Annotated in this window: 18 protein-coding genes; 13 read left to right on the top strand and 5 right to left on the bottom strand. The window is 46.2% G+C overall.

What is annotated here, in order from left to right; all coding sequences use genetic code 11:
* Positions 1-10 precede the first annotated feature (10 nt).
* Genes HMPREF9069_RS02240 through HMPREF9069_RS02230 form a run of 3 tightly spaced genes read right to left on the bottom strand, consistent with a single transcriptional unit; the run spans position 11 to position 2,092 of the window.
* Entirely contained in the window at positions 11-1,054 is a 1,044-nt protein-coding gene (locus tag HMPREF9069_RS02240; RefSeq protein WP_021625488.1) for a glycosyltransferase family 2 protein, read from the bottom strand.
* On the bottom strand, positions 1,054-1,398 hold the full coding sequence (locus tag HMPREF9069_RS02235; RefSeq protein ID WP_021625487.1) for a DUF2304 domain-containing protein: 345 nt from the start codon (positions 1,396-1,398) through the stop codon (positions 1,054-1,056). Before HMPREF9069_RS02235 ends, HMPREF9069_RS02240 begins: the two co-directional genes overlap by 1 nt.
* Before the next feature lie 13 nt (positions 1,399-1,411).
* Complete coding sequence (locus HMPREF9069_RS02230; protein WP_021625486.1) at positions 1,412-2,092, bottom strand: glycosyltransferase family 2 protein; 681 nt, start codon at positions 2,090-2,092, stop codon at positions 1,412-1,414.
* A gap of 145 nt (positions 2,093-2,237) precedes the next feature.
* On the opposite strand from HMPREF9069_RS02230, the gene HMPREF9069_RS02225 reads away from it, so the two are divergent.
* A complete protein-coding gene (locus tag HMPREF9069_RS02225; RefSeq protein ID WP_021625485.1) occupies positions 2,238-3,218 on the top strand; it encodes a glycosyltransferase in 981 nt (326 codons plus the stop codon).
* An 86-nt stretch (positions 3,219-3,304) separates the two neighbouring features.
* Here HMPREF9069_RS02225 and HMPREF9069_RS02220 read toward each other — a convergent pair whose 3' ends face one another.
* Entirely contained in the window at positions 3,305-6,610 is a 3,306-nt protein-coding gene (locus HMPREF9069_RS02220) for an RICIN domain-containing protein (protein ID WP_021625484.1), read from the bottom strand.
* A gap of 174 nt (positions 6,611-6,784) precedes the next feature.
* On the opposite strand from HMPREF9069_RS02220, the gene HMPREF9069_RS02215 reads away from it, so the two are divergent.
* From HMPREF9069_RS02215 to HMPREF9069_RS02180, 8 genes are all read left to right on the top strand, one after another.
* Positions 6,785-9,373, top strand: coding sequence for an RICIN domain-containing protein (locus HMPREF9069_RS02215; RefSeq protein ID WP_021625483.1), 2,589 nt, complete (start codon positions 6,785-6,787; stop codon positions 9,371-9,373).
* Between the two features lie 30 nt (positions 9,374-9,403).
* Positions 9,404-12,019: an RICIN domain-containing protein gene (locus tag HMPREF9069_RS02210; RefSeq protein ID WP_021625482.1), complete on the top strand. Its 2,616-nt coding sequence runs from the start codon at positions 9,404-9,406 to the stop codon at positions 12,017-12,019.
* Between the two features lie 30 nt (positions 12,020-12,049).
* Positions 12,050-12,370 (top strand): VOC family protein, encoded by a 321-nt coding sequence (locus HMPREF9069_RS02205; RefSeq protein ID WP_021625481.1) that lies wholly within the window; start codon positions 12,050-12,052, stop codon positions 12,368-12,370.
* Between the two features lie 234 nt (positions 12,371-12,604).
* Positions 12,605-13,372: a class B sortase gene (locus HMPREF9069_RS02200; protein ID WP_051317758.1), complete on the top strand. Its 768-nt coding sequence runs from the start codon at positions 12,605-12,607 to the stop codon at positions 13,370-13,372.
* Positions 13,369-13,905 carry a hypothetical protein gene (locus tag HMPREF9069_RS02195; protein ID WP_021625478.1) on the top strand — a complete coding sequence of 179 codons (537 nt, stop codon included), beginning with the start codon at positions 13,369-13,371 and terminating at the stop codon, positions 13,903-13,905. The genes HMPREF9069_RS02200 and HMPREF9069_RS02195 overlap by 4 nt, the downstream gene beginning before the upstream one ends.
* A gap of 95 nt (positions 13,906-14,000) precedes the next feature.
* The gene (locus HMPREF9069_RS02190) at positions 14,001-14,918 is read left to right on the top strand and encodes a hypothetical protein (protein ID WP_035438186.1); all 918 of its coding nucleotides are present in this window, start codon (positions 14,001-14,003) and stop codon (positions 14,916-14,918) included.
* 43 nt (positions 14,919-14,961) lie between these two features.
* Complete coding sequence (locus HMPREF9069_RS02185; protein WP_035438183.1) at positions 14,962-15,351, top strand: hypothetical protein; 390 nt, start codon at positions 14,962-14,964, stop codon at positions 15,349-15,351.
* A 5-nt stretch (positions 15,352-15,356) separates the two neighbouring features.
* Positions 15,357-18,488, top strand: coding sequence for an RICIN domain-containing protein (locus HMPREF9069_RS02180; RefSeq protein ID WP_021625475.1), 3,132 nt, complete (start codon positions 15,357-15,359; stop codon positions 18,486-18,488).
* Between the two features lie 91 nt (positions 18,489-18,579).
* Here the strand turns inward: HMPREF9069_RS02180 and HMPREF9069_RS02175 are convergent, their stop codons facing one another.
* The gene (locus HMPREF9069_RS02175) at positions 18,580-20,121 is read right to left on the bottom strand and encodes an L-lactate permease (protein ID WP_021625474.1); all 1,542 of its coding nucleotides are present in this window, start codon (positions 20,119-20,121) and stop codon (positions 18,580-18,582) included.
* 238 nt (positions 20,122-20,359) lie between these two features.
* Between HMPREF9069_RS02175 and HMPREF9069_RS02170 the strand changes: the two genes are divergently transcribed.
* The 4 genes from HMPREF9069_RS02170 (at position 20,360) to HMPREF9069_RS02155 (ending at position 23,214) form a co-directional block, all read left to right on the top strand.
* A complete protein-coding gene (locus tag HMPREF9069_RS02170; protein ID WP_035438181.1) occupies positions 20,360-20,980 on the top strand; it encodes a hypothetical protein in 621 nt (206 codons plus the stop codon).
* A 76-nt stretch (positions 20,981-21,056) separates the two neighbouring features.
* The gene (locus HMPREF9069_RS02165) at positions 21,057-21,671 is read left to right on the top strand and encodes a DJ-1 family glyoxalase III (protein ID WP_035438178.1); all 615 of its coding nucleotides are present in this window, start codon (positions 21,057-21,059) and stop codon (positions 21,669-21,671) included.
* A 15-nt stretch (positions 21,672-21,686) separates the two neighbouring features.
* Positions 21,687-23,021, top strand: a complete 1,335-nt coding sequence (locus HMPREF9069_RS02160; RefSeq protein WP_021625470.1) for a Y-family DNA polymerase — start codon at positions 21,687-21,689, stop codon at positions 23,019-23,021.
* Entirely contained in the window at positions 23,008-23,214 is a 207-nt protein-coding gene (locus HMPREF9069_RS02155; RefSeq protein WP_035438175.1) for a hypothetical protein, read from the top strand. The genes HMPREF9069_RS02160 and HMPREF9069_RS02155 overlap by 14 nt, the downstream gene beginning before the upstream one ends.
* The last annotated feature ends 225 nt before the right edge of the window (positions 23,215-23,439 follow it).

Here is a 23,439-nt window from a genome sequence, read left to right as displayed (position 1 = left end):
CCGGGATGATTTACCACTTGATATCGATGTGTAGAACATCAATAGCGAAGCGGTAAAGCCCGAGAAATGGACCGAGTAGATGTGCCTTGTAAACTTTCTGGGCTAGCCATAGTCGTTTAAATGCTCCGCCCTGCTTTTGAGCATAGGCAAAAGAAATATATGGATTTTGTCTCCATGTGGGGAAATGTTTGTCTAAGAAGTCAGTACAGACTTTTATTTGCTCAGAGAGATTGATGCTCTTGTCGCATGAAATGCGGAACATCATGGAAATACCCAGATGCTCAAAAGCTACTGCATCAAACGCCTGAAGTAGTTCGAGACTGGCTTTATGGCTCTCGTAGAGCTTGCGAACCTCAAGAAAGGCATCATAGCCAGTTTGCAGCTTTTCTAAAGAGATAGTGTTGATAATCGAATCAAGACGAATCATGTAATTCACGAGACTATGAGGTGTAAAGACAATGGCTCCATGCATCTCAAGGAAAGCGAGCATCTGAAAAAGCATATCGTCGAGAACTTTTGGCGGTACTTGTAGGTCGCACATGGAACGTAGAATAGAAGCACGCCAGAGTTTGTTCCAAGGCGCACCATTCATCTCTATTAACCTGCCAGGGTCTTCATCAATGCTAAAACTCGGTCTTTTAAGGCACATTTCATGGGTGATTTTTTTACCTGTCTCCATGTCTATGCGACTGAAGCCACATACAGCAAGATCAGCATTTGAGGATTTTGCTGCGTCATAAAGCTTCTCAGCAAAATCAAGTTCGGCATAATCGTCGCTATCAAGGAAGCCAATATATTCGCCACGAGCTTTTTTTATTCCATCCCAGCGACCACGCCAAACACCCTCGTTCTGCTTGTCAATAACGACGATACGCCCGGGATAACGTTTTTCGTAATCATGCAAAATGTCGATACAGTGGTCGGGAGAGCCATCGTTAATGCAGATAGCCTCTACACCCTCCAGCGTTTGATTTACAAGGGAATCAAGACAACGGGGGAGGTATTTTTCAACCTTATAACACGGGACAATGATGCTGACACGTATTGAATTCATTACTTACTATCCTTGTCATTTGAATCTCGTAAGGCAATTTCTTGGGCAAGTTGGTTGACGCGGTCTTTAAGCAGAGAAAGCTTTGCGGAAGTACGGAATTCTTTAATCAATAAAAGAGCTGTGATTGCAGCAAACACAAGGTTAGCAGGGGATTGGAAACCAAAAACTCGTGCGAAGAAATAAACAATTTGTGGGAAGGCACCTAAAATGACGAGAAACAAAGCAAGTGCAATCCAAAAAAGTGAGTCATCAATAAGGATTCTTTTTTTGTGCACCGAATGAATAACTATTCCCAGTATAAGTAAGGCGCCGGCTAATAAGAGAATTTGCTGAAATATGGGCATGATTTCCTAACTCCTACCTAAACCATACAAACAGAACAAGGGATGCCAGTGTTCTGAGCATGTATCGAGATGCACGGAAAGGATTGAGATAACTTGTTCCTCCTTGGCGCTGACGAATGGAAATAGGTATTTCACAGACGGTAACACCATTTCGAAGGAGTAAGGCCATTGTGTCTGGTTCTGGTTCGAGGTCAAAGCCTTTTGCAAAGAGAGGAATCATCTGCTTGCCATACATGCGTAGTCCACAGGTGGGGTCGGTGATTGTGATATGAGTCGCCATGCGAATCATGTGGGAGATAATCCGCGAACCTACATTCCGCAGACCTGCTGCCTTTTCTCCAGCAAGATAGCGTGAGCCTAAAACAATGTCACAACCCGTTTCTTCAAGTTTTTTAGCCATGAGTGGGATATAACTGGGGATATGCTGTCCATCAGAGTCAAACTGAACAACTGCATCATAGTGATGTTTCAAAGCGTATTTCATGCCTGCCCTGAATCCAGAAGCAAGCCCTGTGTTAATGGGCATATCTATGTGATTAAGTCCAAGCTCATCGCAAATTTCCGGAGTGTGGTCTTTTGATCCGTCATTAATTACGAGGTAGTCAACATTAGGGCAAACCTCTTCGAATTCCTTTACGGTTGTCTCGAGGCAGTCTTCCTCGTTGTATGCTGGAATTATTGCAAGTATTTTCATTAGCTACGTCCTAGATTTGCAGCTTTTTACTAGTAGAAGCATACCGTATCTTTGTTTAAGAGTGCGTGTTGTATGTCAATATCATTAGTTGGCGCAACGAATTGAATGATAAGATTCAAGAGATGCTACCGATGGATGGAGATGTATGTCTGAACCGAATGCAAAAGTGTTAACTCCAGAGAAGCCAGTTATAGCAGCGCTCGTCCCCTGTTATAACGAGGAACTGACAGTTGCAAAGGTTGTAGATGACTTTCATAAGTATCTTCCCGAGGCGACTGTGTATGTATATGACAATAATTCTTCCGATCGTACCGCTGAAATCGCTCGCGAACACGGGGCGGTTGTTCGTTTTGAGGGTAGGCAAGGTAAAGGCAACGTCGTACGCCAGATGTTACGTGATATTGATGCGGATTGCTATGTAATGGTTGATGGGGATGATACTTATCCCGTAGAGCAAGTACGCGAAGTAATTACACCTATTCTCGATGGAAGCGCAGACCATGTGGTAGGCGATCGTCTTAGTAATGGAACCTATGGTGCAGAAAATAAGCGGGCTTTCCATGGTCTTGGAAACAACATGGTTCGTTGGGCAATTAATAGGCTCTATGGTTTTCGTTACGCAGATATCATGACGGGATATCGAGCATTTTCTCGTGCTTTTGCAAAGACTTTGCCAGTGATCTCATCAGGCTTTGAAATTGAGACAGAGCTTTCTATACATGCAGTTGATAAACGTTGGCGTATTGTTCAGGTGCCAATTAATTACCGTGATCGTCCAGAAGGTTCCTTTTCAAAGCTCAATACGTTTTCAGATGGTGCAAAAGTTTTAGGAATGATCGCAGGTCTTTTTAAGGACTATAAGCCCTTACCGTTTTTCTCAATTCTTGCCGCACTTTGCATCATCATTGGTCTAGTCTTGGGCGTACCTGTTATTTGGGAATTCCAAGTAACACGTCTTGTCCAGAGATTCCCTACTGCAATTCTCGCAGTGGCGTTTTGTGGCTTGGGAGCTTTATTGCTTTGTTGTGGTTTGATTTTGGATACGGTTGTTAAGAGCAACCGTCGTGCGTGGGAACTCCAAGTGACCGCAGAGTATGAGCGCGAGCGCAGATATCCACTGAGCTAACATTTTCTAGTTAAAGAAATGTGATACAAAAAAGCCTCTCATTGAGAGGCCTTTTTGTATATGGAATGATTCTGGCTCTATAGTACTTAATGCCTTGCTGCCAAACCGTTCCAGTCTGCAGCGTTGCCATAAAAGACATTCATATCCAGATATTTACTATAGTTTGGAAGCTTTCCTTTTGAGGTGTACTGATAGAGGGTAGGTTTGCTCCACTCGCGTTGGCCATCTTCGGCATCGTTGTAAATGAGGGTGGGATTATCTACGTGACCTTTTACATCATTATCATAGTATTTATAGAGGTACTGAGCCATCCAAAGACCATAACCTGCGTCGGCAACGCTCTGCCAGTTATAGCTACTGCCAGTAACGCTTTTGCTCATATAAATAAGAGGCTTTACACCACCAGTCAAGCGCTTTACTTCATCAAGGAATGCCTTTGCATATTTTGGACCCTTGCTGATGTTGTTTTGACCTGTAACATCATTGTTTTCCCAGTCAAGGAATAGCACCGCTTTGCCGATATAGTTGGTTTCCCCAGCCTTGCCCTTAATAGTATCAACAAAGTAGCGTGCCTCATTAATGGCTCCCTTTGTTGTGTCTACAAAATGGTAAAGACCAAGTAACTTGCCAGCGGCAAGGGTTTCATCGGCGTGCTTGCGGAAGTAGCGATTGGTGTAATCAGTACCCTGTGTTGCTTTTACGATGATGAAATCTGCGGGTATGCGTGCGATATTAATGCCAGCATCTCCATCACCGCTAAAGATATCAATGCCATGAAGACGCTTTTGTTGTGGGATATTAGTAAAAAGAAAACCTTGGGTAGAGTTGTTTTCTGACCAATTTGTTAGGTTAAGTCTACCGTTGACTGCTGTGATTGCCTTTAGTTGGCTAGAAGACATCAAAACAATTGAATCGGTTGTATCATCCCAGCGAGGAAGCCATACAGTGCTGGAATTATTTGCTGCAGTTTGGGTGATTGTGCCAGAAGCATTTGCAGTGATAAACAATTTAGAATTGACGTTCTGCAGGCGATAGCTGTCCTCACCAACAGAGATTAGTTCAAACTGTTGTGCAGCGGTTTTGTTAGTAGTGTAAATCTGTACACGTGTGCCGCTTACTTTTGAAGCACCTTGAACATCCATTACTTGATTGGACTTGGCGAGAGTGTTTTCAGGGTCAACATAAATGGTGTAAATAGTTCCATTTTCAAGTAGAGCTGAATTTACAAATAAAAAGCGTTGAGCTAAGGAATTATTGTTGGTATATGTTTGGATTTTTGCTCCAGCAGATTTACTACCACCTGCGATATCCACAACAACATGTGCATCAAGGGCAGATTGCAGCATAATTCCTGATTCCGTCATTACAGGTAGCCAACGTTGCGCATTGCTATTGTTGCTGCGGAACTGTTGAATAATGGTACCGTTAGTAGTCTTACCAGAACGAATATCAAGTGCTTTACCGGTGGCAACATTAATGAGCTTGATAAAGTTTCCATCCCAACTTAGTTGCCACTTTTGGTAATTATTAGCTTTTTGTACCTTACGGGTTGTGATAGCGGTGCTGTTATTGTGACTACCGTCAACGACAGCCAAAACATTGCCATTGTTATTTGTAGCAATAATTTTGTAGGTACCATTGTTAAGCCACTGGTCTACATGCTTAAATGTCCAGCGTTGTGCACCGCTAGCATTTGAAGTCCAGACCCGTACGTTTGCACCACTGGCAGTTGAACCTCCACTTACGTCAAGTGCCAGTCCTCCTATTGCGGAATAAATTCCGTATAGACCATTATCTTCACGGATGGTCCATTGTTGAGCATAGCTATTAGCGACATCGCCTTGTTGAATATTGGCACCTTGTGAGTTTGAAGCGTCCTTTACTTCCAGACACTTACCACTTTTTACATTGGTAAAGGTGTAATAGCCGTTGCCGTGATTGTAGCGAACGTAAAAGTACTGCGATCCATCGGTCTTTTTATTGCCCTGCTGGATATTCTCTCCACGAGTGATAGAGCCAGAATTTACCTCGAGCGCAAGATGCGATTTGAGGTTTTTGAGTTCATAGACACCATCTGCAATATTTTGATTGATTTGTGAGAATGAAAAATATTGAGCAAGGGTGCCGTTGCTTTTGTAGAGCTGGAGCTTAGTGCCGTTTGTGGTTTTTGCAGCAGTGACATCTAATACCATATTAGAATCTAGCGCTGATACTACGGTAAATATGCCGCTGCCATCAACAGGGCTGAGTTTCCAAATTTGGTCTGAGGCATAGCTAGCATCACGCTGGGAAATAATACGGCTAAGCTTTCCTTTACTAGTATTTGCAGAAAGGAATTTGCCCGATCGTACGTTTTGGATGGTATAGCTATCTTTACCTGCCAGTTGGATACGCCAGCGTTGACTTGCTGAATTATTGGAAGCATAGATGGCAACAGGTGCGCCATTTTTGTTGCTGCCACCAGGGATTTCAATAGGTTTCTGGGCATTAACATTGTTAATTTCATAAAGACCATCACTTACAGCGGCTACTATCCTCTCGAAAGAAAAAGCCTGTGTAGCATCACCATCTGCGAATCCTAGTTTTAGAATTCCTTCTTTTGTATCGAGTACGAGGTTGCCATTTAGGTAAGCGCGAAGTACAAAGTAGCCTTTGCGACCTTCATCGGGGACGATTTCCCATTGCTGCGCTTTAGTGGAATTTTCAGTATATTGTTGAACTTGGGCACCTTCGACTGCTTTTGCAGCAGGAATATCAAGGTATTTTCCCGACCGAAGATTTTGTAGGGTGTAAAGACCGCCTCCTAATTGCGTGACACGCCACACTTGTGCACCAGTTCCATTAGAGCGATAGGTCTGTACCGCAGCGCCATTATTTCGAGAGCCGCCACGTACGTCCACTACTTTGTTAGGATCGGTAAAAGTTGCAATTTCATAGAGACCATCGGTGACTTCAGCGGGAGTATCTGTATCCACTGCCTTATGCATGAAGTTTGTTTCGGTGTCAACTGAAGATAGTTCAGTAGGAGTGGATTTTGTGACTTCATCAGTTGAGCTTATTAGTTCGTTTTTTGGGACTTCATGTGCGGCCGTAGTCTCATCTTGTAGCACTTCCGCTTCGGTAACTGTTTCATTATTTGTAGGGAGAGATGATTGAGTGTTGTTTTCCTCGGAAACAGGAATAGAAATAAGTAGATTAGAAGCGTTACTATTGGTGGGATTTGTTGTGGTTTCTTCAATTGCTGTAGGTACAACTTCGCTGCTAGGTGTTTCATCTAGAGCAAAGGCTATGCCAGGAGTTGCTAACAGGGGAAGCGCAACTGCCATAGCTGCAATAGCATGACGTTTACGGAAGAAAAAACATTTGGTATGTGGCGTAGATTTATTAGCCATCGCTTTTTCCCTTCGCTTTGGAATAAGGCAAATCAAAACCGACAAAATGAACTACTTTATGTAGGCAATCCCAAGTCCAGCTTATGTAATTTAGTCATAAGCATTTTCGGTCGAATGCAAGTTAGGATATATCATAAGTATGTTTTCCCTGTAAAACAGGTATAGGAGACGCAAATGTACGTCAATCGTTTACAAATGAAGCAAATACCGCTAGTGCTTGTTTTGGGATCTGCTTTAGTCTTGAGTGTGCCCACCTTTGCTTACGCTGAGGTTAGTGATGATAATACCTTGACACCGTCTGTATCTGAAGAAGCCGTTTCTGCAGGTCTGAACTATGATTTGGATTCTGAAGAAGACCCAAGCCAGTCAGTAGTCCAACTAGAACATACTACCAACCAAGCCAAGTCTAATCAGCTAATAGATGCTACAAAAACAAGACTTGAGACCACTACGATGTCTTCTAATGCCATTGAAAACGAGGATCCTTCTGCAGAAGTTCCTTTGAAAGACCATTCTTTTGTTATTGAATCTGCCGTTGCTGGCCGTGGTTCTGTAGATGTAAAGGGTGGCTCCAAGAAAAAAGGCGCTAATGTACAGCTTTACGAGGCAAATGGTACAGGTGCTCAGGAGTGGAGCTTCCAAGCCGATAAAGATGGTTACGTTATCAAAAACAAGCAGAGTGGACTCGTATTGGATGTCACTGGTGCAAAAGCGGCAAATGGCACCAATGTGCAGCAATATGTACAAAACGGTACTGCGGCACAGCGCTGGTATGTTGATTGGGTGAATGAGCAAAAAGGTCAAGCGCGTCTGCGTTCTGCTTTGGTGGGTAACTTTGTACTTGATGTCAGTGGCGCTCGTAGTACAAACGGTACTAATCTTCAGATTTATAAATCTAATGGGACAAATGCACAGATTTGGAATCTGGTAGATGTCCTTGCGGGCTTTGCTGGTGTGAGTGACCCAACAGAGTCTTTACATTCTGCGGGAAATGCAGGTGTGCAGCCTGAAGCAGGGTCGTATACATTCACTTCTCGTTCAAGTTCTCTTGCGGTTGATATAGCTGGAGCCTCTAACAAGGCTGGTGCAAAAGTTCAGCTATACCGCAAGAACAATACGATGGCTCAGGGTTTTTATCTTTCTCGTGAAGGTAAGTATTGGCGTATTCGTAATGACAAGTCGGGCCTTTCTGTTAGCGCTTCTGCAGCGGATATTGTCGCGGGCACTATGTTGGCACAGCAGATGAGTCAAAAGAATAATCTCTATCAGCTGTGGGAGTTAGTATCCGATGGTGCTGGTAGCTATTATTTTGTTAATGCAAAGACTCGTCATGCTCTTGCAGATTCAGGCTCGGTACTACAAACTGCAGACGTTGCAGCTCAATCATCTGCCCAGCTTTGGGGTTTGTCCAAGTGGAATCCAAGTATCACCCAAGGCTTTTATCGTATTAATAGTGTTAGCAATTCTTCCCAAGTGCTTGATGTGAGTGGTGGCAGCACAAAAGTTGGCGCCAATGTTCAATCGTATTCTTGGAATGGGGGATATGGACAGAGGTGGCAACTCAAACAAGATTCAGTTGGATGGCAGCTTAGAAATATCGGCTCTGGTTTGTACCTCTCACATGATGGTCACAATGTAATGCAGGCAACGGCGGATAAAGCAAGCTATTGGTCACTTACTTTTGGTTTGGGAGACTTGGGTTCGTGTGGTGGGTTTAGACTCCAAAGTGCTTTGGGTGCGGTTCTCAATATTGCAGGTGGTGTTGCTAAAAACACAGCAAATATAGAGCTGAAGCAGCAGAATGGGTCTGATACACAGCTTTGGATTTTTGAGGGTACCCGAGTTTTTGATGGCGAGGGTTGGTATGAAATTCGTGCAGCGGGTAACGGCGATTTAGCTTTAGATGTGAGTGGTGCTTCGGGAAATGATGGTGCTAATGTTCAAATATACAAAGCAAATAGCACCGCTGCGCAGACATGGCATATTAGTTCTCTAGGGGGTAATTGGTACCGTATTGTATCTGCGAACTCAAACAAAGCTCTTGGTGTTAAGGGTTCTGTTCAGTCTAATAGGGCTAACGTTGCCCAATACACAACAAATAATGTACTGGGACAAAAATGGCAGATTGTCTTTGGTGATACTGGTTTTACCTTTGTGAATGGCTCGGGTAAGGTGCTAGATATCGCAGCGGGTCAGCTGTTATCAGGGACGAACGTCCAACAGGATCAAAATAATGGAACGGTGGCACAGGGTTGGTTGCTTCGCAAGAGTAAAGCGAAAGGTGTAGGTGCTGCTATTGAGCAGTTTTCTCAGTATATGGTAGCCATGGCAGAAGATGATAAGCATGGGTATGACCAAGCTTATCGCTGGGGTGAGCGTGGTGATTATGATTGCTCTTCATTGGTAATTTCTAGTCTGATGGCTGCTGGTTTTAAAACAGGTAGTGCTTGTTGGACGGGGGACATGCGTTCCAATCTAAAAAGTCGCGGTTGGCAAGTACTCTACATTAGTGATGTGCGAGATCTTCAAGCGGGAGATGTCCTGCTTTCCGATTTGAGCCATACTGCAGGAATCGTTTCGAATACTACCGAAGTTGCCGCTCATCAAAATGAGTGGGGTGGTATTACGGGTGGTAAACCTGGTGACCAGACAGGTTATGAGATTTGTACTCGTCCTTTGGCGTACTACAGTTCAATGGGGGGATGGAAAGATCAGTGGTGGGATGTAGTATTAAGACCGACGTCTAGGTCAATGCGTGTATAAATTTGTGCTAGCACTTTTAGGAGATGGGATATGCAAAACAAGCTTACGGGTCATTTAGCTCTTGCAGCTACAGGTGCAGTGTTAAGTCTTTCATTAGGTATACTTGCACCTCAACTGGCACTTGCAGAGGATGCGACCGTTTCAGAGCAGCCAAGTTCAATCGAACAGCCAGCAACCGCTAGTCGTGAGTTGCCCGTAAGCGTTAATGAAGAAACAGATGCCGAAAAACAGACGAACACAGTTTTTCCCGAGGAAAAAGAGTTAGCACTTAGTCCTGTAGAACATACTAGTAGTACGAGCACACCTACGACAGGGACAGTTGCAGACACGCCTGCTGAGGAAGTTGAAGACGGAATTGATGAGTTGGTGCCAGGCCTAGCTGATGGCGACTACGTAATTTCTTCTTCTCGTATTCGTGGTGTTTTGGATGTTGAGGGTGGCTCAAAAAAAGAGAAGGCTAACGTTAGACTTTGGGATCACAATCACACAGCGGCTCAGTCTTGGCGTGTGGCAACGGTGGAACGTGACGGACATCAGTGGCGTACACTAACGAATATCGGTAGCAATAAGGTGCTGACGGTTGATGGTGATAAAGCCGCTAATAGCGCAAATATTTATCAGAAGAGTTACGACGGTAGTTTGTCGCAACTGTGGGCAATTATCAAAAACGAGGATGACACCTTTTCGCTCTGGTCTGCTTTGGGCAATGGCTTTGTTGCAGATTTGAGCGGCGGCAAGACTACACCAAAAACAAATTTGCAGCTTTACCGTTCTAATGAAACTGTCGCTCAGCGTTTCAGTTTTACTTCTCTAGTAGGAAAAGCGCCAGCAAAAAGCGAAAAGCTCAACGAAGAGTTTTACACCTTTAAGAGCGGTAATAAGGCTGTAGATGTTCCTGGCGCAAGCAAAGATAACGGCAGACAGCTACAAGCGTATCAGAGTAACAACACGGTTGCTCAGGCGTTTTATCTGAAGCGTGACGTAAAGACAGGTTATTACCAGCTACTCAATGCGGGCTCAGCTAAGGCAGTACAGTTAGACCTAGGTGATATTTTACCTGGAGGCGCAATACGTCAGCAGCAGGCTAGCGATAGTATCTCCCAGAAGTGGGCGCTAGTGCCCTCTGAAGGAGGCTGGAAACTTGTTTCTGCCACTCGTGATGATTTAGCACTTGCATTTGTGGATGGTAAGCTTGTAAGTCAACGCACGGCAGACGCTACCAGCTTTATTGTTGATGCGTATCGCCCAAAGGTAGCTGAAGGTGCCTATGTTATTTCCACTGCAAAAAATGCTAGCTATGTGCTCGATGTGGTAGGTGGTTCTTGGAATACAGGCACTAATATTCAGCTGTATCGTTCTAATAAAACTGCAGCTCAAAAATGGTATATTCGCACGCTTACCAATGGTAATGTCACTCTGCAGAATATCAATTCTGGCGAGTATGTTGTGGTACAAAAGAGCAATGCTCAGCAGGGTCGTCAAGCTGGTGTACTACGTGAATGGGTTGTTGGCGCAACTTTAGGTAATGGTTTTGAATTCCGATCTGCTCTTGATGGCAAGGTGCTTGATCTGAATGGCGGTAAAGTTGCTAATAGTTCCAATATCCAAACATATCACCGTAATTTAACTGCTGCACAGGGTTGGACGCTTACCAAAACAAGCTTTGCTCCTAATGAGGGCTTTTATGAAATAGCTTCTACTGTCTCCCCGATGCTACGTCTTGCAGTAAAAGGCGCCTCCAGTGCCAATGCCGCAAATGTTGTGATGGCTACCGATAATAATCAAGTGAGCCAACTGTGGTGGCTCAAGTCAGTTGGTAATGGTTGGTATGCCCTTGTCAATTGCAATAGTCTCAAGGTTCTAGATATCAAGAGTGGTTCTGCTGCGCGTGGTGCAAATGTGCAGCAGTACACTGGTAATAACTCTGCTGCTCAGAAATGGCGTTTTGAGATGGGCGAGTATGGCCTGCGGATTGTCTCTGCGTTGGGCACAGTTTTGGATGTGGCAGGTGCTCAGAATTATAGCGGTGTCAATGTGGATGCCTATACTTCCAACAATACTGTTGCCCAGGGTTGGCGTTTCCAAGTAAAAACTGCACCTAATAAGCTCGGTTACCAAAACCCTTCATGGATGGTTCAGCTGAGTCCAAATACAGTGTGGGGTGCATGGCGTAATTACGGATGGCCTTTCAACTACGCAAGCCCCTCAAGAATTTCGCGGACTGCTTCGCGTAGTGAGTGCGTTGAAGCCTTTATTAAACGCGCGAAGGAGTATTTGGGAACTCCTTATATCTGGGACTATGCCTGTGCGCCTGGTGTTGGTGTTGACTGTGCAGGCTTGGTTCTGCAGTGCGCATATGCCTGTGGTATGAACTTTGGTTCGATGAATCCCTATAACCACTATTACAAGGGCCTCAATGGTGGCTATCACGCGGCGTATGCTAATGCCTTTTGGGAAAGGGGAGACCTCCAGCATATATCATCTCTGGGTAGCCGTAAGCGTGGTGACCTCATTTCCTGGCCAGGCCATATTGCCATCTATCTTGGTAACGACCGTATGATTGAGGCTGCCCCTGATGAAGGCGTCGTTAATAGGAGTATGTGGCGCTACAGTACTCCTCGTGGAATTATTCGTCTGTTCAACTAGTGAGCTAAGTTATTTAAGAAGGAGACATACATGGCAAAGCACGAAGCAAATGGTGCCAATCAGCTTCCACGTATTTCTGCTGATATGTTGCCTGATCCTGCTCAGAGTTCCATTGAGGGAAATGCTATTGCTGTAGAAGCAACGCCTGATGTGCGCAGTGGCGTACATGCTGATATTGCAATGATTCGCACCAATGGTGGGCAATCGATGATTGACTTTGTGTTGGTAGATACTCCTCCCGCAGCTGACGGGACTGCTTCTGGCGTGTTGTCCTCTCGTGTATTTATGAGTAATGAGAGTTTGGTAACCCTAAGAGATACGCTCATTGAGTACACGCAAAACTGGCAGTAAGCAAAGCGTCAGCACTATAAGCTTGCATTCTTGTGAAAGGACTGTGGATATCCACAGCCCTTTCTTTATGACTTTTTCATCTTTGGTTTTTAAATCGTTATTGCGGCTTTTAATTTACCAGCGAGTCCAAGCTGCTGTTGCTAGACTGCCTGCAGCTGTCAGTCAGTAAACCAACAAGCTAAATCCAAGCTGCCCCCTCTACAGTGCCCTTTATCAGAGTTGATGGGGGTGACTATGTTGCGGCGTTATACAAGACGTCCTTGGTATAAGACAGTTTTGCTTTCGACAGGGATCTGCTCTCTGGGACTTTCTGCAGGCATAGTTGTTTCTCTTGTACTTATGCGTTTTGCAGCAAATGATGCTCAGCGCTATCTCGCATCGGGGTCACAAGTAAGTGCGGAGCAGTCGGTCGATGTGCAGGATGAGCCAATTTTCCCTGTAGTGGATTGGGAGACTCTGCATAGCGAGCATCCAGAGGTTGTTGCGTGGCTAAGCGTGCCTGATACACCAATCTCATTACCTATTGTTGCAGCTGATGTAGATAAACCACTTTTTTATCTTACACATGATTTAGAAGGTAGAAAAAATATTTATGGATGTGCCTACCTTGATGCAGCTTGCAAGGGCAATGTATTAGCGCCGAATGCAGTGATATATGGACATCATTCACCAGACGGTGCAATGTTTGCTCCATTGAGTAAGTATCTTGATGCTTCATGGGCAAAAGCACATAGCCAGATTTTGCTACAGACCCCTACAAGAAAACTGTGTTTGCGACCGGCTTTTGTGAGGGTAGTTAACGCTGCAACAGAGGGTCCAAAGCTCAGATTTTCAGATAAACAAGATTTTGTTGCTTGGTATCAAGACGAGCTTTTAAAAGCTGACATTGCGCTTGATAATACGTCCCCTCCAAATCATGTAATTAGCCTTGTTACCTGCAGTTATACAAGCTGGTCAAACGAGAGAACCATCATTTATTGCATCGAAGGAGACACTAGATGAAACAAATCAAAAAGAGAGTACGACTATGGCAGATTGCGCTTGGAGTATGTGGCATTGGTCTCGCAGCGGTAGGAGTTGCCTTTGTCCTTACAGGGCAAAACTACCTTGCTAATGCGGTGGATTATGTGGGTGACAGTACGGGATTGCACAAGTCAAATGCGGATGCACACGCCGTTATTGAGGAATATACCAGTTTTCAGAGTGTGCCCGATGTGTTTTGGGAATCTGGTGCTAGTCGAGTGGGGTTGTTGCTTGCAAATCCCCAGGGTAATCCTGTTGATATGGTCCCTGTGGTCTACGTGGATTGCAATGATGATGGCAAATTTTCTGACAACGAAATCGTATGGAATGCCAAACACAAAGATAAAAACCCTCAGAGCCTGGCTCCAGGAACTCATCTTGATGAGATAGATCTTGAGCGCGAAGTTCCTACAGGGGAGCACAAAGGCCAGGTAGTTTTTTCGGCATTTCATATCAAGACTCAACAACAAGCAAATGGCATGACCATGGACTTCCGTGTAAAGGTGGGCTAGTCATGTCTAAGGGTTTTCGATATTGCTGTCGGGCTCGCTCACCGTAGCTCTTTCGCTGTTTTTGAAGATATACATGCTGAGAAAGGATGTCCCAAATGCAAATAAATATTGCTCATCTGCTCCACTCTGCCCGTACAGCTGCCGTCATAAGCGCAGGTATTGCTTGTGCTTTGTCTTCACTGCCAGCTGTGGCAATGGCCGAGCAAGTAAATAGTGAGCCGCTTGTGCATAAAGGTACTCGAGCGCCTGTGACTTATGGCTGTGACTTTACGGACAATATTCAGATGAATGGTCATGTCTATGTTGCAGGTGATTGGACTGCAACGGTGCAGTATCGCTCTGCTCTGGTAGATGACAAAACTCAAATAGCTAATGAGGGTGGACAGACTCCAGGTACGAGTGGCCAAGGGAGTGAGATAGGACCCGATTCAGACTTTGCTCTTGAAGGGTATCAGGTTTATGACTCTCAGACCAAAACCTGGAGTGCTGCCAAGGACAAGGGTCGTGCCAATGACGGCAAAGTTGATTTGCTGTATTCCACCAAAGATGGTGCTTGGGTAGATGGTGCCAGCGTAGATGGTGACGATAAGCCTGACGGTGGAGGTGTTGAACATGCTAACGGTACGTATCTGTTGACGGTACCTACTGCCATTAAGTACAGCGGTATGCGTGTTGGCACAGTTGATACCTCTGATGACTACATCATTAATGTTCAAGGTGCTTTGCCTGCAGGTAAGGCAGTAAAAGTCTGGGCAGAGACAGGCAAAATTTTGCAGGGCCCTCGCGATGGTGGTTCTGAAATCAAAGAGACAACTTCGATGAAGTCTCCCAATGGTATGGGTGAGCAAACTTTGGCAGCAGGTGAGTATGCTGCAACCCTGAAAGGCGATGAGGCTCCCGAGAGTGGCTATCGTATCGTCTCTGCGCGTGAGGCTTGGAACGAGAACAAGGATGCTGAAGCTGGCCAGTCTGCAAAGGTTGCCAGTGAATTCAAAGATATTGTGACGCAGTAGGCAGGGGCTGATACGCATGATTGCAAGAAGAAGAGCAGGGAGTGTGTCAAGCCCTCCTGTGATAAGCCTGTTTGCTGCTGTGGTTTTGACTCTTGCTTTGATGGTTTCTATAAGCCCTGGGATAGGTTTTGCCCAAGATACTGAGGCTCTATCTGTAGAAAGCGGACAGCTGATAGGTGACCAGACATACGACTTGCAAAGCGACCGGTGGAGTGGCTCTAAAGAATCTGGTACTGCCAACAATGGAGCAATTGATTTATCGCTTTCGGTAGAGGATAGTCCGCCATCTCAGCCTGCAGAAGAAAAGACAAGCTATGGCAAAACGGGCATTGACCTTATGGGATACGTCCTTGCGGCTACGGGTTTTGCCCTTGCTGGTGGGGCTGCTTTGCTTGCAGGTAAAACTACAACACAGATCAGTCGAGAGAGGTGAGCAAAATGACATGTGAAGCAGGTACTTCCGTGCGTGTGTATGTACAAGATTTCTATAGGCACGAGCGAGCTTTTGCGTACAGACTTGGACGCGCTTTGTTAGTTGCAATGCTCACCCTTGCGTTGCTTGCGGGCTTTGCTGCTTGGGCTCCAGAGGTCAAAGCCGCTCAACACATCCAAGATGGCGTGTATGTCATTGCGAGTGCCAAAGATGATTCTTTTGTTTTGGATGCTGCTGGAGGGCACACGACGGTGGGTACTAATGTACAGCTTTACCATCGTACCAATCGCAAATGGCCTCTTTCTAATGCAAATCAGTGCTGGAAGATTAGCTATGATGCAAAGACCAAAAGCTACAAAATTGTTGGTTTGCTGAGTGGAAAGGCTTTGGGTACTGCAAGGGTAAAGGATTCAAATGTTCAGCTAGCCTCCTTGCCTATTCAGTGGACCATTGCTACAGATGCAAAGGGTTTGAGCACACTGACTTCCAATTACGGAGGAAAAGTGCTTGATCTTAAAGGTGGCAAAACCGAAAACGGTTCGAACATCCAGCTTTATAAGTCAAATAACTCTACTGCTCAGAAATGGCATCTTTATCGCGTACCTTCTCAGCTGGCGCACAATAAGGTCAAGACAGATATTACAACTGAGGGAATCGCAACTCTTAGTTGGGATGCGGTACCTTATGCCAAGGAATATCAGGTATGGGCACAAAGCTCTGGGGAAGATACTTTTGCTGCTAATGAGGCTTGGTTTGCGCTGACTACTACCAGCGATACCCACTGTAAAGTTTCGGGTCTTGGTTCTGGCTTTAAGTATCGGCTACGTATATTTGCGCTTGGCGAAGGACGTGTTGGCGCAACAGGTGATGCTCCCAGAGAGTTTATTCTCGCACCTAAACGCTCCGACAAAGTTATTTCAAAAGATTCAGCACTGCGGATAGATGGCAATAGCTTTGAACTGAGAACTGTCGATCTTGACTCGGGTGATGTGCATAGAGCACATCTTTATGCAGATGGTTCTTTGGGAGCAGCAGATAGTACTGCTTTGGAGTTAACGCATAGTTTTGAGCTTGCCGACTGTTTGGCAAATGATGGGCTCGTTGGTCCTGGTGCCCTGCGTCCACGGTTGCTATCGGTAACAGGCGCCCCTCACTATAAAAGTTATCGTCAAGACAAACATTCTCGTACCGAAGGAGTATCGGTAAATGCCTTAAATGACACCATCCATAGCTATATTCCTTTTCAAATGGCAAATCAGTATGTTTGCCAGTCAGGTTTGCTTCTGGAGACTGAAGGCATGCGTGAGGGTCAGCGCATGACTGCTGGTTTTGATTTTCCTATTGTAGGTACTTATACGCGTAAAGATGGCAAACTTATTCCCGTGGGGGCAACTCTGACAATTTCAGGCTCGGCTCGCATTGATGAGTATGCATCCAACGGCGCGGCTGCAAACTATAACAACGGCCAACCCTTAATTGATGTGGCCGACTTGTTGCGTGGTGGCTTTTTAGCGATAAATCTAGGCGATATAGATGTGTCTATTGTGGTTCACGAAGTATCAGACGAGCAGATACGTTCTGCTTGCGATGCGTACTTCCAAAAGAAGCAGTTGCAAAATTACCTGCCCGCAGCAGATTGGAATGATAACGGTGTTCTAGGAGAAACAATCCCTATTAGCAACTCGTACCTTACCCTAGAATCTCTCAACTACCCAAGGATTGCGGTAGGTGATACCAATGCAGGGGAGTTTTCAGAGTCTAAATGGGTGCTGAGCACTCGTGTACTTGCCGATGGGGTTACAAGCAAACTCAAAGCGATTGAACTGGTCGATCGTGACTGGTCAAGAGCTGTAGGGCAAGTGGTCTCGCATGGCAATGCGATGAATATTCAGGTTCAGGATGATGGCACCATCCACTGTTATCCCACCCAAGGATTTCCCAACAAAATAAAGGTAGGAACTGATACGGATACGATTAATCCCGAAGGAGCCAATCCCTTCTTTGCCAATCGTGCTGTGAGTATTTGGCAGGATGGAGCCTTTGCGTTTAGTGAGTCGTATTTAGGTGCACAGACGGGTTGGACTTCGTTTTCTACCAATAGTCTATATGAGTCCAGTCGTACGCCTGGTGTGCATAAACTGACTTATCTGCCGCATCAAGGTGTGATTGAAAAGTTTGGTGAGCCTAATGAAGCGGGAAATTTTGAGCGAGATGATCTTCATAAGGACGATGTGGTAACGCTTCCTATGGCGCAGAGAAAAGGCTATAGCTTTAAGGGCTGGTATCGCATGGAAAGCTCTGACAATCCTTTTGCACAGCTTTGGGAGGAGTCGAAGGCCAAAGACGAGGCCTTTTCTGAAACGGAGTTTGAGCAGGCTTTTGGAAAGGAAGGTAGCCTTAGCAAGGATGCTCTGCTCAAAGCGGATAGCGATGCGTACATGCCAGACGGTGATTTGTACCTACATGCAGTTTGGGTGCGCAAGACAGCGCGGTTGAATTTTGATATGAACGGTCATGGCAAGCAGATTGAGGCCCAGACGTTGGGATTTGAGGATAAAACTCAAGAGCCTCCTATTCCTCAAGCGACTGGTTGGCAATTTGGTGGGTGGTATAGTTCGGATAGTTTTGATGAGGTATTTGAATTTGGGCAGACCCTTGAGCATGATCAAACGGTACATGCTAAATGGATTCCTGCAGTATGGAAGGTTTCTATTCCCACAGCTATTAGCTATACCAATCAACGTTTGGGCAAGGTTATGGCCTATAACGAGCTGCCCATCAAAGCGGCTGGTTGGCTGGGTAGCGCTAATAATGTTTTGCTGAGTGCAGATAAGCCAGCAGACATGCTATCGGTGGGAGGAGCAAAAGAGCATATTACAGTAAAAAGTGATATCGCTACAGGTAAAGGCCTTAGTTTTGAAGCTCAAGCTGATGGAGCGATAAATGGTTCTGCTCAAGATATTGTGAGACTTCAGGGGGAAGTTTATACGGTTGATACTTGGAAGGGTTTTGTGCAGTACCACGCTACAGCGGTAGGGAAGCGACCTTTGACAGAACTTGAGGTTGTAGATGCAGACGGTGATGGCATAAGTGATATTTGTCCTGCTGGAGAGGCTCCTCAAGTGGTGCTACCTTAGCGCTGTTTTGCTTGTGAGATAAAAAAAGATCCGACACTAGATTGGATTCTAGTGTCGGGCTTATGCGTGTCATGCAATTGTGAGAAATGCTTTACCAGCCAAGAAGTACGCCCACAAAGGTGAGAATCGACATCAGTACGGCATAGCCAAAGGCATAAGGGGCTACGCGACTGAGTACTTCTCCATCACGACCAGAGAGTTTAGGTGTGGCGCAGCCAATAGCAATGTTTTGCGGACTGAGCATCTTGCCTGCGGAAACGCCAACAGAGTTAGAGGCGGCAAGCCAAATAGGATTGGCATTGATGGAATGTGCCGCTTGTACTTGCACGTTGCCAAAAAGTACTTCGCTGGAAGTTCCAGAGCCAGTTACAAAGGTGCCCATAGCGCCGAGCAAAGGTGCAACGAGGGGATAGAAGCCACCAAGTGTTCCCACAAAGAACGCAGCGATGCTGGCAATCATGCCTGAGTAGCCCATAATTTTGGCGCAGGCGAGGACTGAAAGCATGGTCAAGATGGTTTTACTCATCTGTTTGCAGGTTGCAATGAGTACCTCCCAAATTTCATGAGGCTCGCAGCCTTGGGCAAAGGCGCCAAGAATGCCACAAATGAGAATGAGCACACCAGGTGTATTAATCCACGAGAAGCTAAGCGTTGCTGTGGGATCGCCTCGATAGATATTGACAGTGGACTTGATTGCAGAAAGAGGGCCATTGATTATTGGAACGAGTTTGCTGGTAAAGACAAGGACGACAAACACAAGAATAAAAGGACACCAAGCACGTAATGCCTGATCCCACCATACATTGATATTCTCTTTGGGTTTAAGGGGCGGATAGAGTACATCAATCTTGTCGTTGGTTGCGCGGGCAACAAAAAACGTTGCAATGAGCGAGATGACCGAAGCCACGACCATGGGCAAGTCTCCACCGATAACGGCCGCTGTTGCAACCTCAGGAATAGCCATTGAAAGACCTGCAGTGAGTGTGACGGGAAGTAGACCGCGCAGTGCGCGAGGCCCGTCTCCGATAATCATGACTATGATGAAGGGTGTAGCGATGACAAAAGGAGCCACCTGCAGGGCCTGAGTAAGAGCAAGGGCAGTACCATCGAGTCCGGTAATTGCCGCAAGGGTGGTGGTGGGGATACCGATGGAGCCAAACATCGTTGGCGTGCCGTTTGCAACAAGGCATACCAGCACAGCTTTGAGTGGGTCAAAGCCCAAAGCAATCATCATTGAGCTGGGAATGGCAACGGCAGTACCAAAGCCAGCCATACCTTCAAGGAAGCCGCCAAAGCACCAAGCGATAAGTACAGCTAGTACGCGCTGATGAGAACTGACTGAAGTGAGCATGACCTTGATGGTCTCAATAGCACCTGTATGAACGGTAACGTTGTAGGTAAAGACTGCTGCGATGATGACAATGACAATCGGCCAGATTGCCATCGCGATACCTTCAAGGGCGGCAGTTGCCATATTGATGAGCGGCATATGCCACCAAACAACTGAAAGTACGGCAGCTACCAAAAGCGCGCCCGCTGCCGCGAAGTGAGCAGGCATTTTGATACCTACAAGCGCGATTACAAGCCAAAGGATAGGGGCCAGTCCAAGTAAGAAGGGGATGAGGAGATCCATAAGGCTCCATTCGCTTTTTGTGTGTCCACAAAAAATGCGAGACGCACAGTTAACAGGTACTTTGATTATAGGCGGACTCATGGAGAGAGTTGGAAATTTGTATTGAGGAAGTCATGTCCTGTCTAAGAGATAGACTTATAGCTAAGGCAGCCAAGGGTACTTTTAGGGCAGTCAAGGATGTTTTGGTGGCGGTTAAGAATACTTTGCCCGCACAAGAAAAGCTTGTGAGGAGTTATATATGGGTTTTGGAATTACGCATATGTGGTCGCAGCGCAGCAGTGAAGGCAAGGCTCATCGAGGCCTTCTTATTGCGTTGCTTGTTTTGGTTTTGGCTTGCGGTGCAGGAGGATTTGAGCTGTATCGCGAAGGGCATGCAATCAAATCTCAGTCAGCAGATATCTTGACTAGCATGAAGACCCTTAGCAATCAGATGACGACAGGGGATTTTGAGGGTGTGGCTACAACCTCTGCAAAAATTGAAAAACAAGCGGCTCAGGCGCGTTCGACGGTGGAAGGACCTCTCTGGCAGATTGCCTCTCAGCTACCCGTTATCGGTGAAGATGTCAAAAATGTTCGTGCACTTGTTGATGCACTCTCTGATATTTCCGAGAAGGGCATTGGTCCTGTTGCCCAGCAGGCAAAATCTGGCAATGTGCCTAGCCTCGGTGAGGCTTATGCCCAGCTTGATGCAGAGATTGAGAAGGCAAAAAAGACCGTTGATGAGCTTAGTCGAGGCTCAAATGACGAAGTTAACAACGCTGTTGCGCGTGCGAAAGAATATCTAGAGCGCGTGCCCGACTTTAGTGAGGTCGGAGCCACAAAAGAGTCTGGCAAACGTAGTTGTGATTTGGATAAGTAGGGGATACAGCTGTGTACAGCTAATTTTACGAGCTGACTACTGGGGGATGTTGGGCTTAAAAGAAGGAGAGAGAGCCATGGAGTCAAAGTTTAAGAAGAGCTGTGACCGTCGCGTTGCAATCTTTTTTGCTGAAGGTCTTGAGGAAGTTGAGGCCCTAGCCCCTGCGGATATTCTTTTTCGCGCGGGCGTTCCTTGTGATTTAGTGGCAGTTGGCTCTGATTTGCTTGTCCAATCGAGTCACGATGTTTATGTGCGTTGCGACTGTAGTATTACAGATGCTGATTTTGACTTTGACAATTATGATTTGCTTTTCCTGCCTGGTGGTATGCCAGGCACGCTCAACCTTAAGGTCTGTGAACCCCTGTGTGCAGCACTTCTCCGTTTTGCTGAAGCAGGACGCGGACAGGGTAGTGCTGGCAAGCAGCTAGCCGCTATTTGTGCTGCTCCTTCTATTTTGGCTGAGCTTGGTTTGCTTGAGGGTAAGCGTGCTACTACCAATCCTGGTTTTCAGGATGTACTAAGCGAGCATGCTGCCCACGTATGTGCTAATGAGCCTGTTGTTGAAGATGACAACATCATCACTTCTCAGGGTATGGGCACGGCAGTAGATTTGGGCTTGGCGTTGGTGCGGCGTCTTTGCGGCAAGGAAGCTGCCGAGCGCGTGAAGTCTGGAATTGTCGTATTGCATTAGAACTTATATCAGCTCATGGCATTGCAACGCCACTATCTCGTAATTGATTTGAAGTCGTTTTATGCCTCGGTTGAGTGCGTTGATCGGGGCTTAGATCCCATGACAACCAAGCTTGTTGTGGCGGATTCCACGCGTACGAATAAGACAATCTGCCTTGCTGTGTCACCTGCGATGAAGGCTCTGGGTGTGCGTAACCGCTGCCGCGTATTTGAGATTCCCGCAGGTATTACATACATCACAGCACCTCCTCGCATGCAGCGTTATATCGATGTGTCTACTCAGATTTACGGCATTTACCTGCAGTGGGTTGCCAAGGAAGACATCCATGTCTATTCCATTGACGAGGCATTTATTGATATTACAGGCTACCTTAGCTTGTACCATTGCACACCACGTGAGCTGGGTGAACGCATACGGGAGAGCGTTGTGAGGCAGACGGGAGTTCCTGCGTCTTGTGGTTTGGGGACCAATCTATATCTGGCGAAAATCGCTCTTGATATCATGGCAAAGCGTCGTGCCGATTTTTTTGGTGAGCTTGATGAGCAGAGTTACAAGATAGAACTTTGGAATCATCGGCCACTGACTGATTTTTGGCGGATAGGGCCTGGTATTTCGCGCCGCTTAGCAAAAATGGGTATTACCTGTATGGGAGAGTTGGCTCTCGCATCCCAAGACCCAAAACAACATGAGGCACTGTACCAGGAGTTTGGCGTTGATGCTGAGATTTTGGTTGATCATGCGTGGGGGATTGAGACTGTGGGGATGCCTCAGATAAAAGCATATCGTTCCCGTGGGCATTCTCTTTCTAATGGACAGGTGCTTGCCGAGGGTGTTGATAGCCGCACGGGTTTGATTCTTGCCAAGGAGATGACCGAGCGCCTTACACTCGATTTGGTTGAACGCCAAGAAGTCGCCCACTCTTTTTTGGTGTGGGTTGGTTTTGAGCTGAACGATGAGGAGCGACATGCAGTGCGGCATGGTGGTACTCGCGGCGCTGTTATTGGGTATGGGACCCATGCTGGCAAAACTTTTGTTGCGCCTACAGATTCACGTAGAAATATTATCGATGCTTTAGTAGAAGTCTGGCCTCAGATTGCAATCGCTAAGCGTCGTATCAAGCGTATTGGTGTTGAATTTGGTGGTGTTGAGCCTGCGCAGAGCACGGGGCAACAACTTTCTCTGTTTACTGATATGGCTGCCGAGGAGTGCGAACGTTGTAGGCAAAAGGCTATAAATGCTATCAAACAAAAATATGGTAAAAATGCCATGCTCAAGGCGCTGGATTTACTTCCCGAAGCTAATGCTCGCGAACGCAATATGCAGATAGGAGGTCATCGTGCCGGATTATAAGAGTCAGCCCTTCCGTCCTAATCCTCCTAGTGGTCGTTTGCGCATGTCTCTTGAGCAGCGTGCCAAAATTTTTGTGCCCTTTGATCCGCTTGGTGGCTTTAGTGCAGCCCTACGTGCTGTGGAGCTTGAATCCGAAGCCTTTCCCTATGAGGACAATCACGCTCCAACATCCAATGACGATTTTTCGGCATAAAGTGTACTTGCAGGGTTGAGGTTTCCTCTAACAACAGCAAACTGGGCTAAATCTAAGCCAAGTCAAGCCCGGTGTATTGCCGAAGAGTATCTGCAGCGAATTAATTTTTTGACGTGTAGTGGTGTGGCAGCCTGTGCCACGTCAGATACGGCGCAATATATCTGCGATCCTTTGACCCCTCTTCGCTCTGACGCACGATGTGCGCCATTTAGGGTCGTTATTGAA

The organism is Atopobium sp. oral taxon 810 str. F0209 (genome assembly GCF_000466405.1).
In the GTDB taxonomy this organism is placed as follows: Bacteria; Actinomycetota; Coriobacteriia; order Coriobacteriales; family Atopobiaceae; genus Olegusella.
This window is presented reverse-complemented; position numbering and strand designations above follow the sequence as displayed.

Excerpts from the sequence above, each read along its gene's own strand:
- HMPREF9069_RS02170 (WP_035438181.1), top strand. The coding sequence starts at position 20,360 with ATGGGTTTTGGAATTACGCATATGTGGTCGCAGCGCAGCAGTGAAGGC.
- HMPREF9069_RS02175 (WP_021625474.1), bottom strand. The coding sequence starts at position 20,121 with ATGGATCTCCTCATCCCCTTCTTACTTGGACTGGCCCCTATCCTTTGG.
- HMPREF9069_RS02225 (WP_021625485.1), top strand. The coding sequence starts at position 2,238 with ATGTCTGAACCGAATGCAAAAGTGTTAACTCCAGAGAAGCCAGTTATA.
- HMPREF9069_RS02230 (WP_021625486.1), bottom strand. The coding sequence starts at position 2,092 with ATGAAAATACTTGCAATAATTCCAGCATACAACGAGGAAGACTGCCTC.
- HMPREF9069_RS02200 (WP_051317758.1), top strand. The coding sequence starts at position 12,605 with ATGTTGCGGCGTTATACAAGACGTCCTTGGTATAAGACAGTTTTGCTT.
- HMPREF9069_RS02190 (WP_035438186.1), top strand. The coding sequence starts at position 14,001 with ATGCAAATAAATATTGCTCATCTGCTCCACTCTGCCCGTACAGCTGCC.
- HMPREF9069_RS02215 (WP_021625483.1), top strand. The coding sequence starts at position 6,785 with ATGTACGTCAATCGTTTACAAATGAAGCAAATACCGCTAGTGCTTGTT.
- HMPREF9069_RS02165 (WP_035438178.1), top strand. The coding sequence starts at position 21,057 with ATGGAGTCAAAGTTTAAGAAGAGCTGTGACCGTCGCGTTGCAATCTTT.
- HMPREF9069_RS02160 (WP_021625470.1), top strand. The coding sequence starts at position 21,687 with ATGGCATTGCAACGCCACTATCTCGTAATTGATTTGAAGTCGTTTTAT.
- HMPREF9069_RS02220 (WP_021625484.1), bottom strand. The coding sequence starts at position 6,610 with ATGGCTAATAAATCTACGCCACATACCAAATGTTTTTTCTTCCGTAAA.
- HMPREF9069_RS02195 (WP_021625478.1), top strand. The coding sequence starts at position 13,369 with ATGAAACAAATCAAAAAGAGAGTACGACTATGGCAGATTGCGCTTGGA.
- HMPREF9069_RS02180 (WP_021625475.1), top strand. The coding sequence starts at position 15,357 with ATGACATGTGAAGCAGGTACTTCCGTGCGTGTGTATGTACAAGATTTC.
- HMPREF9069_RS02205 (WP_021625481.1), top strand. The coding sequence starts at position 12,050 with ATGGCAAAGCACGAAGCAAATGGTGCCAATCAGCTTCCACGTATTTCT.
- HMPREF9069_RS02240 (WP_021625488.1), bottom strand. The coding sequence starts at position 1,054 with ATGAATTCAATACGTGTCAGCATCATTGTCCCGTGTTATAAGGTTGAA.
- HMPREF9069_RS02210 (WP_021625482.1), top strand. The coding sequence starts at position 9,404 with ATGCAAAACAAGCTTACGGGTCATTTAGCTCTTGCAGCTACAGGTGCA.
- HMPREF9069_RS02235 (WP_021625487.1), bottom strand. The coding sequence starts at position 1,398 with ATGCCCATATTTCAGCAAATTCTCTTATTAGCCGGCGCCTTACTTATA.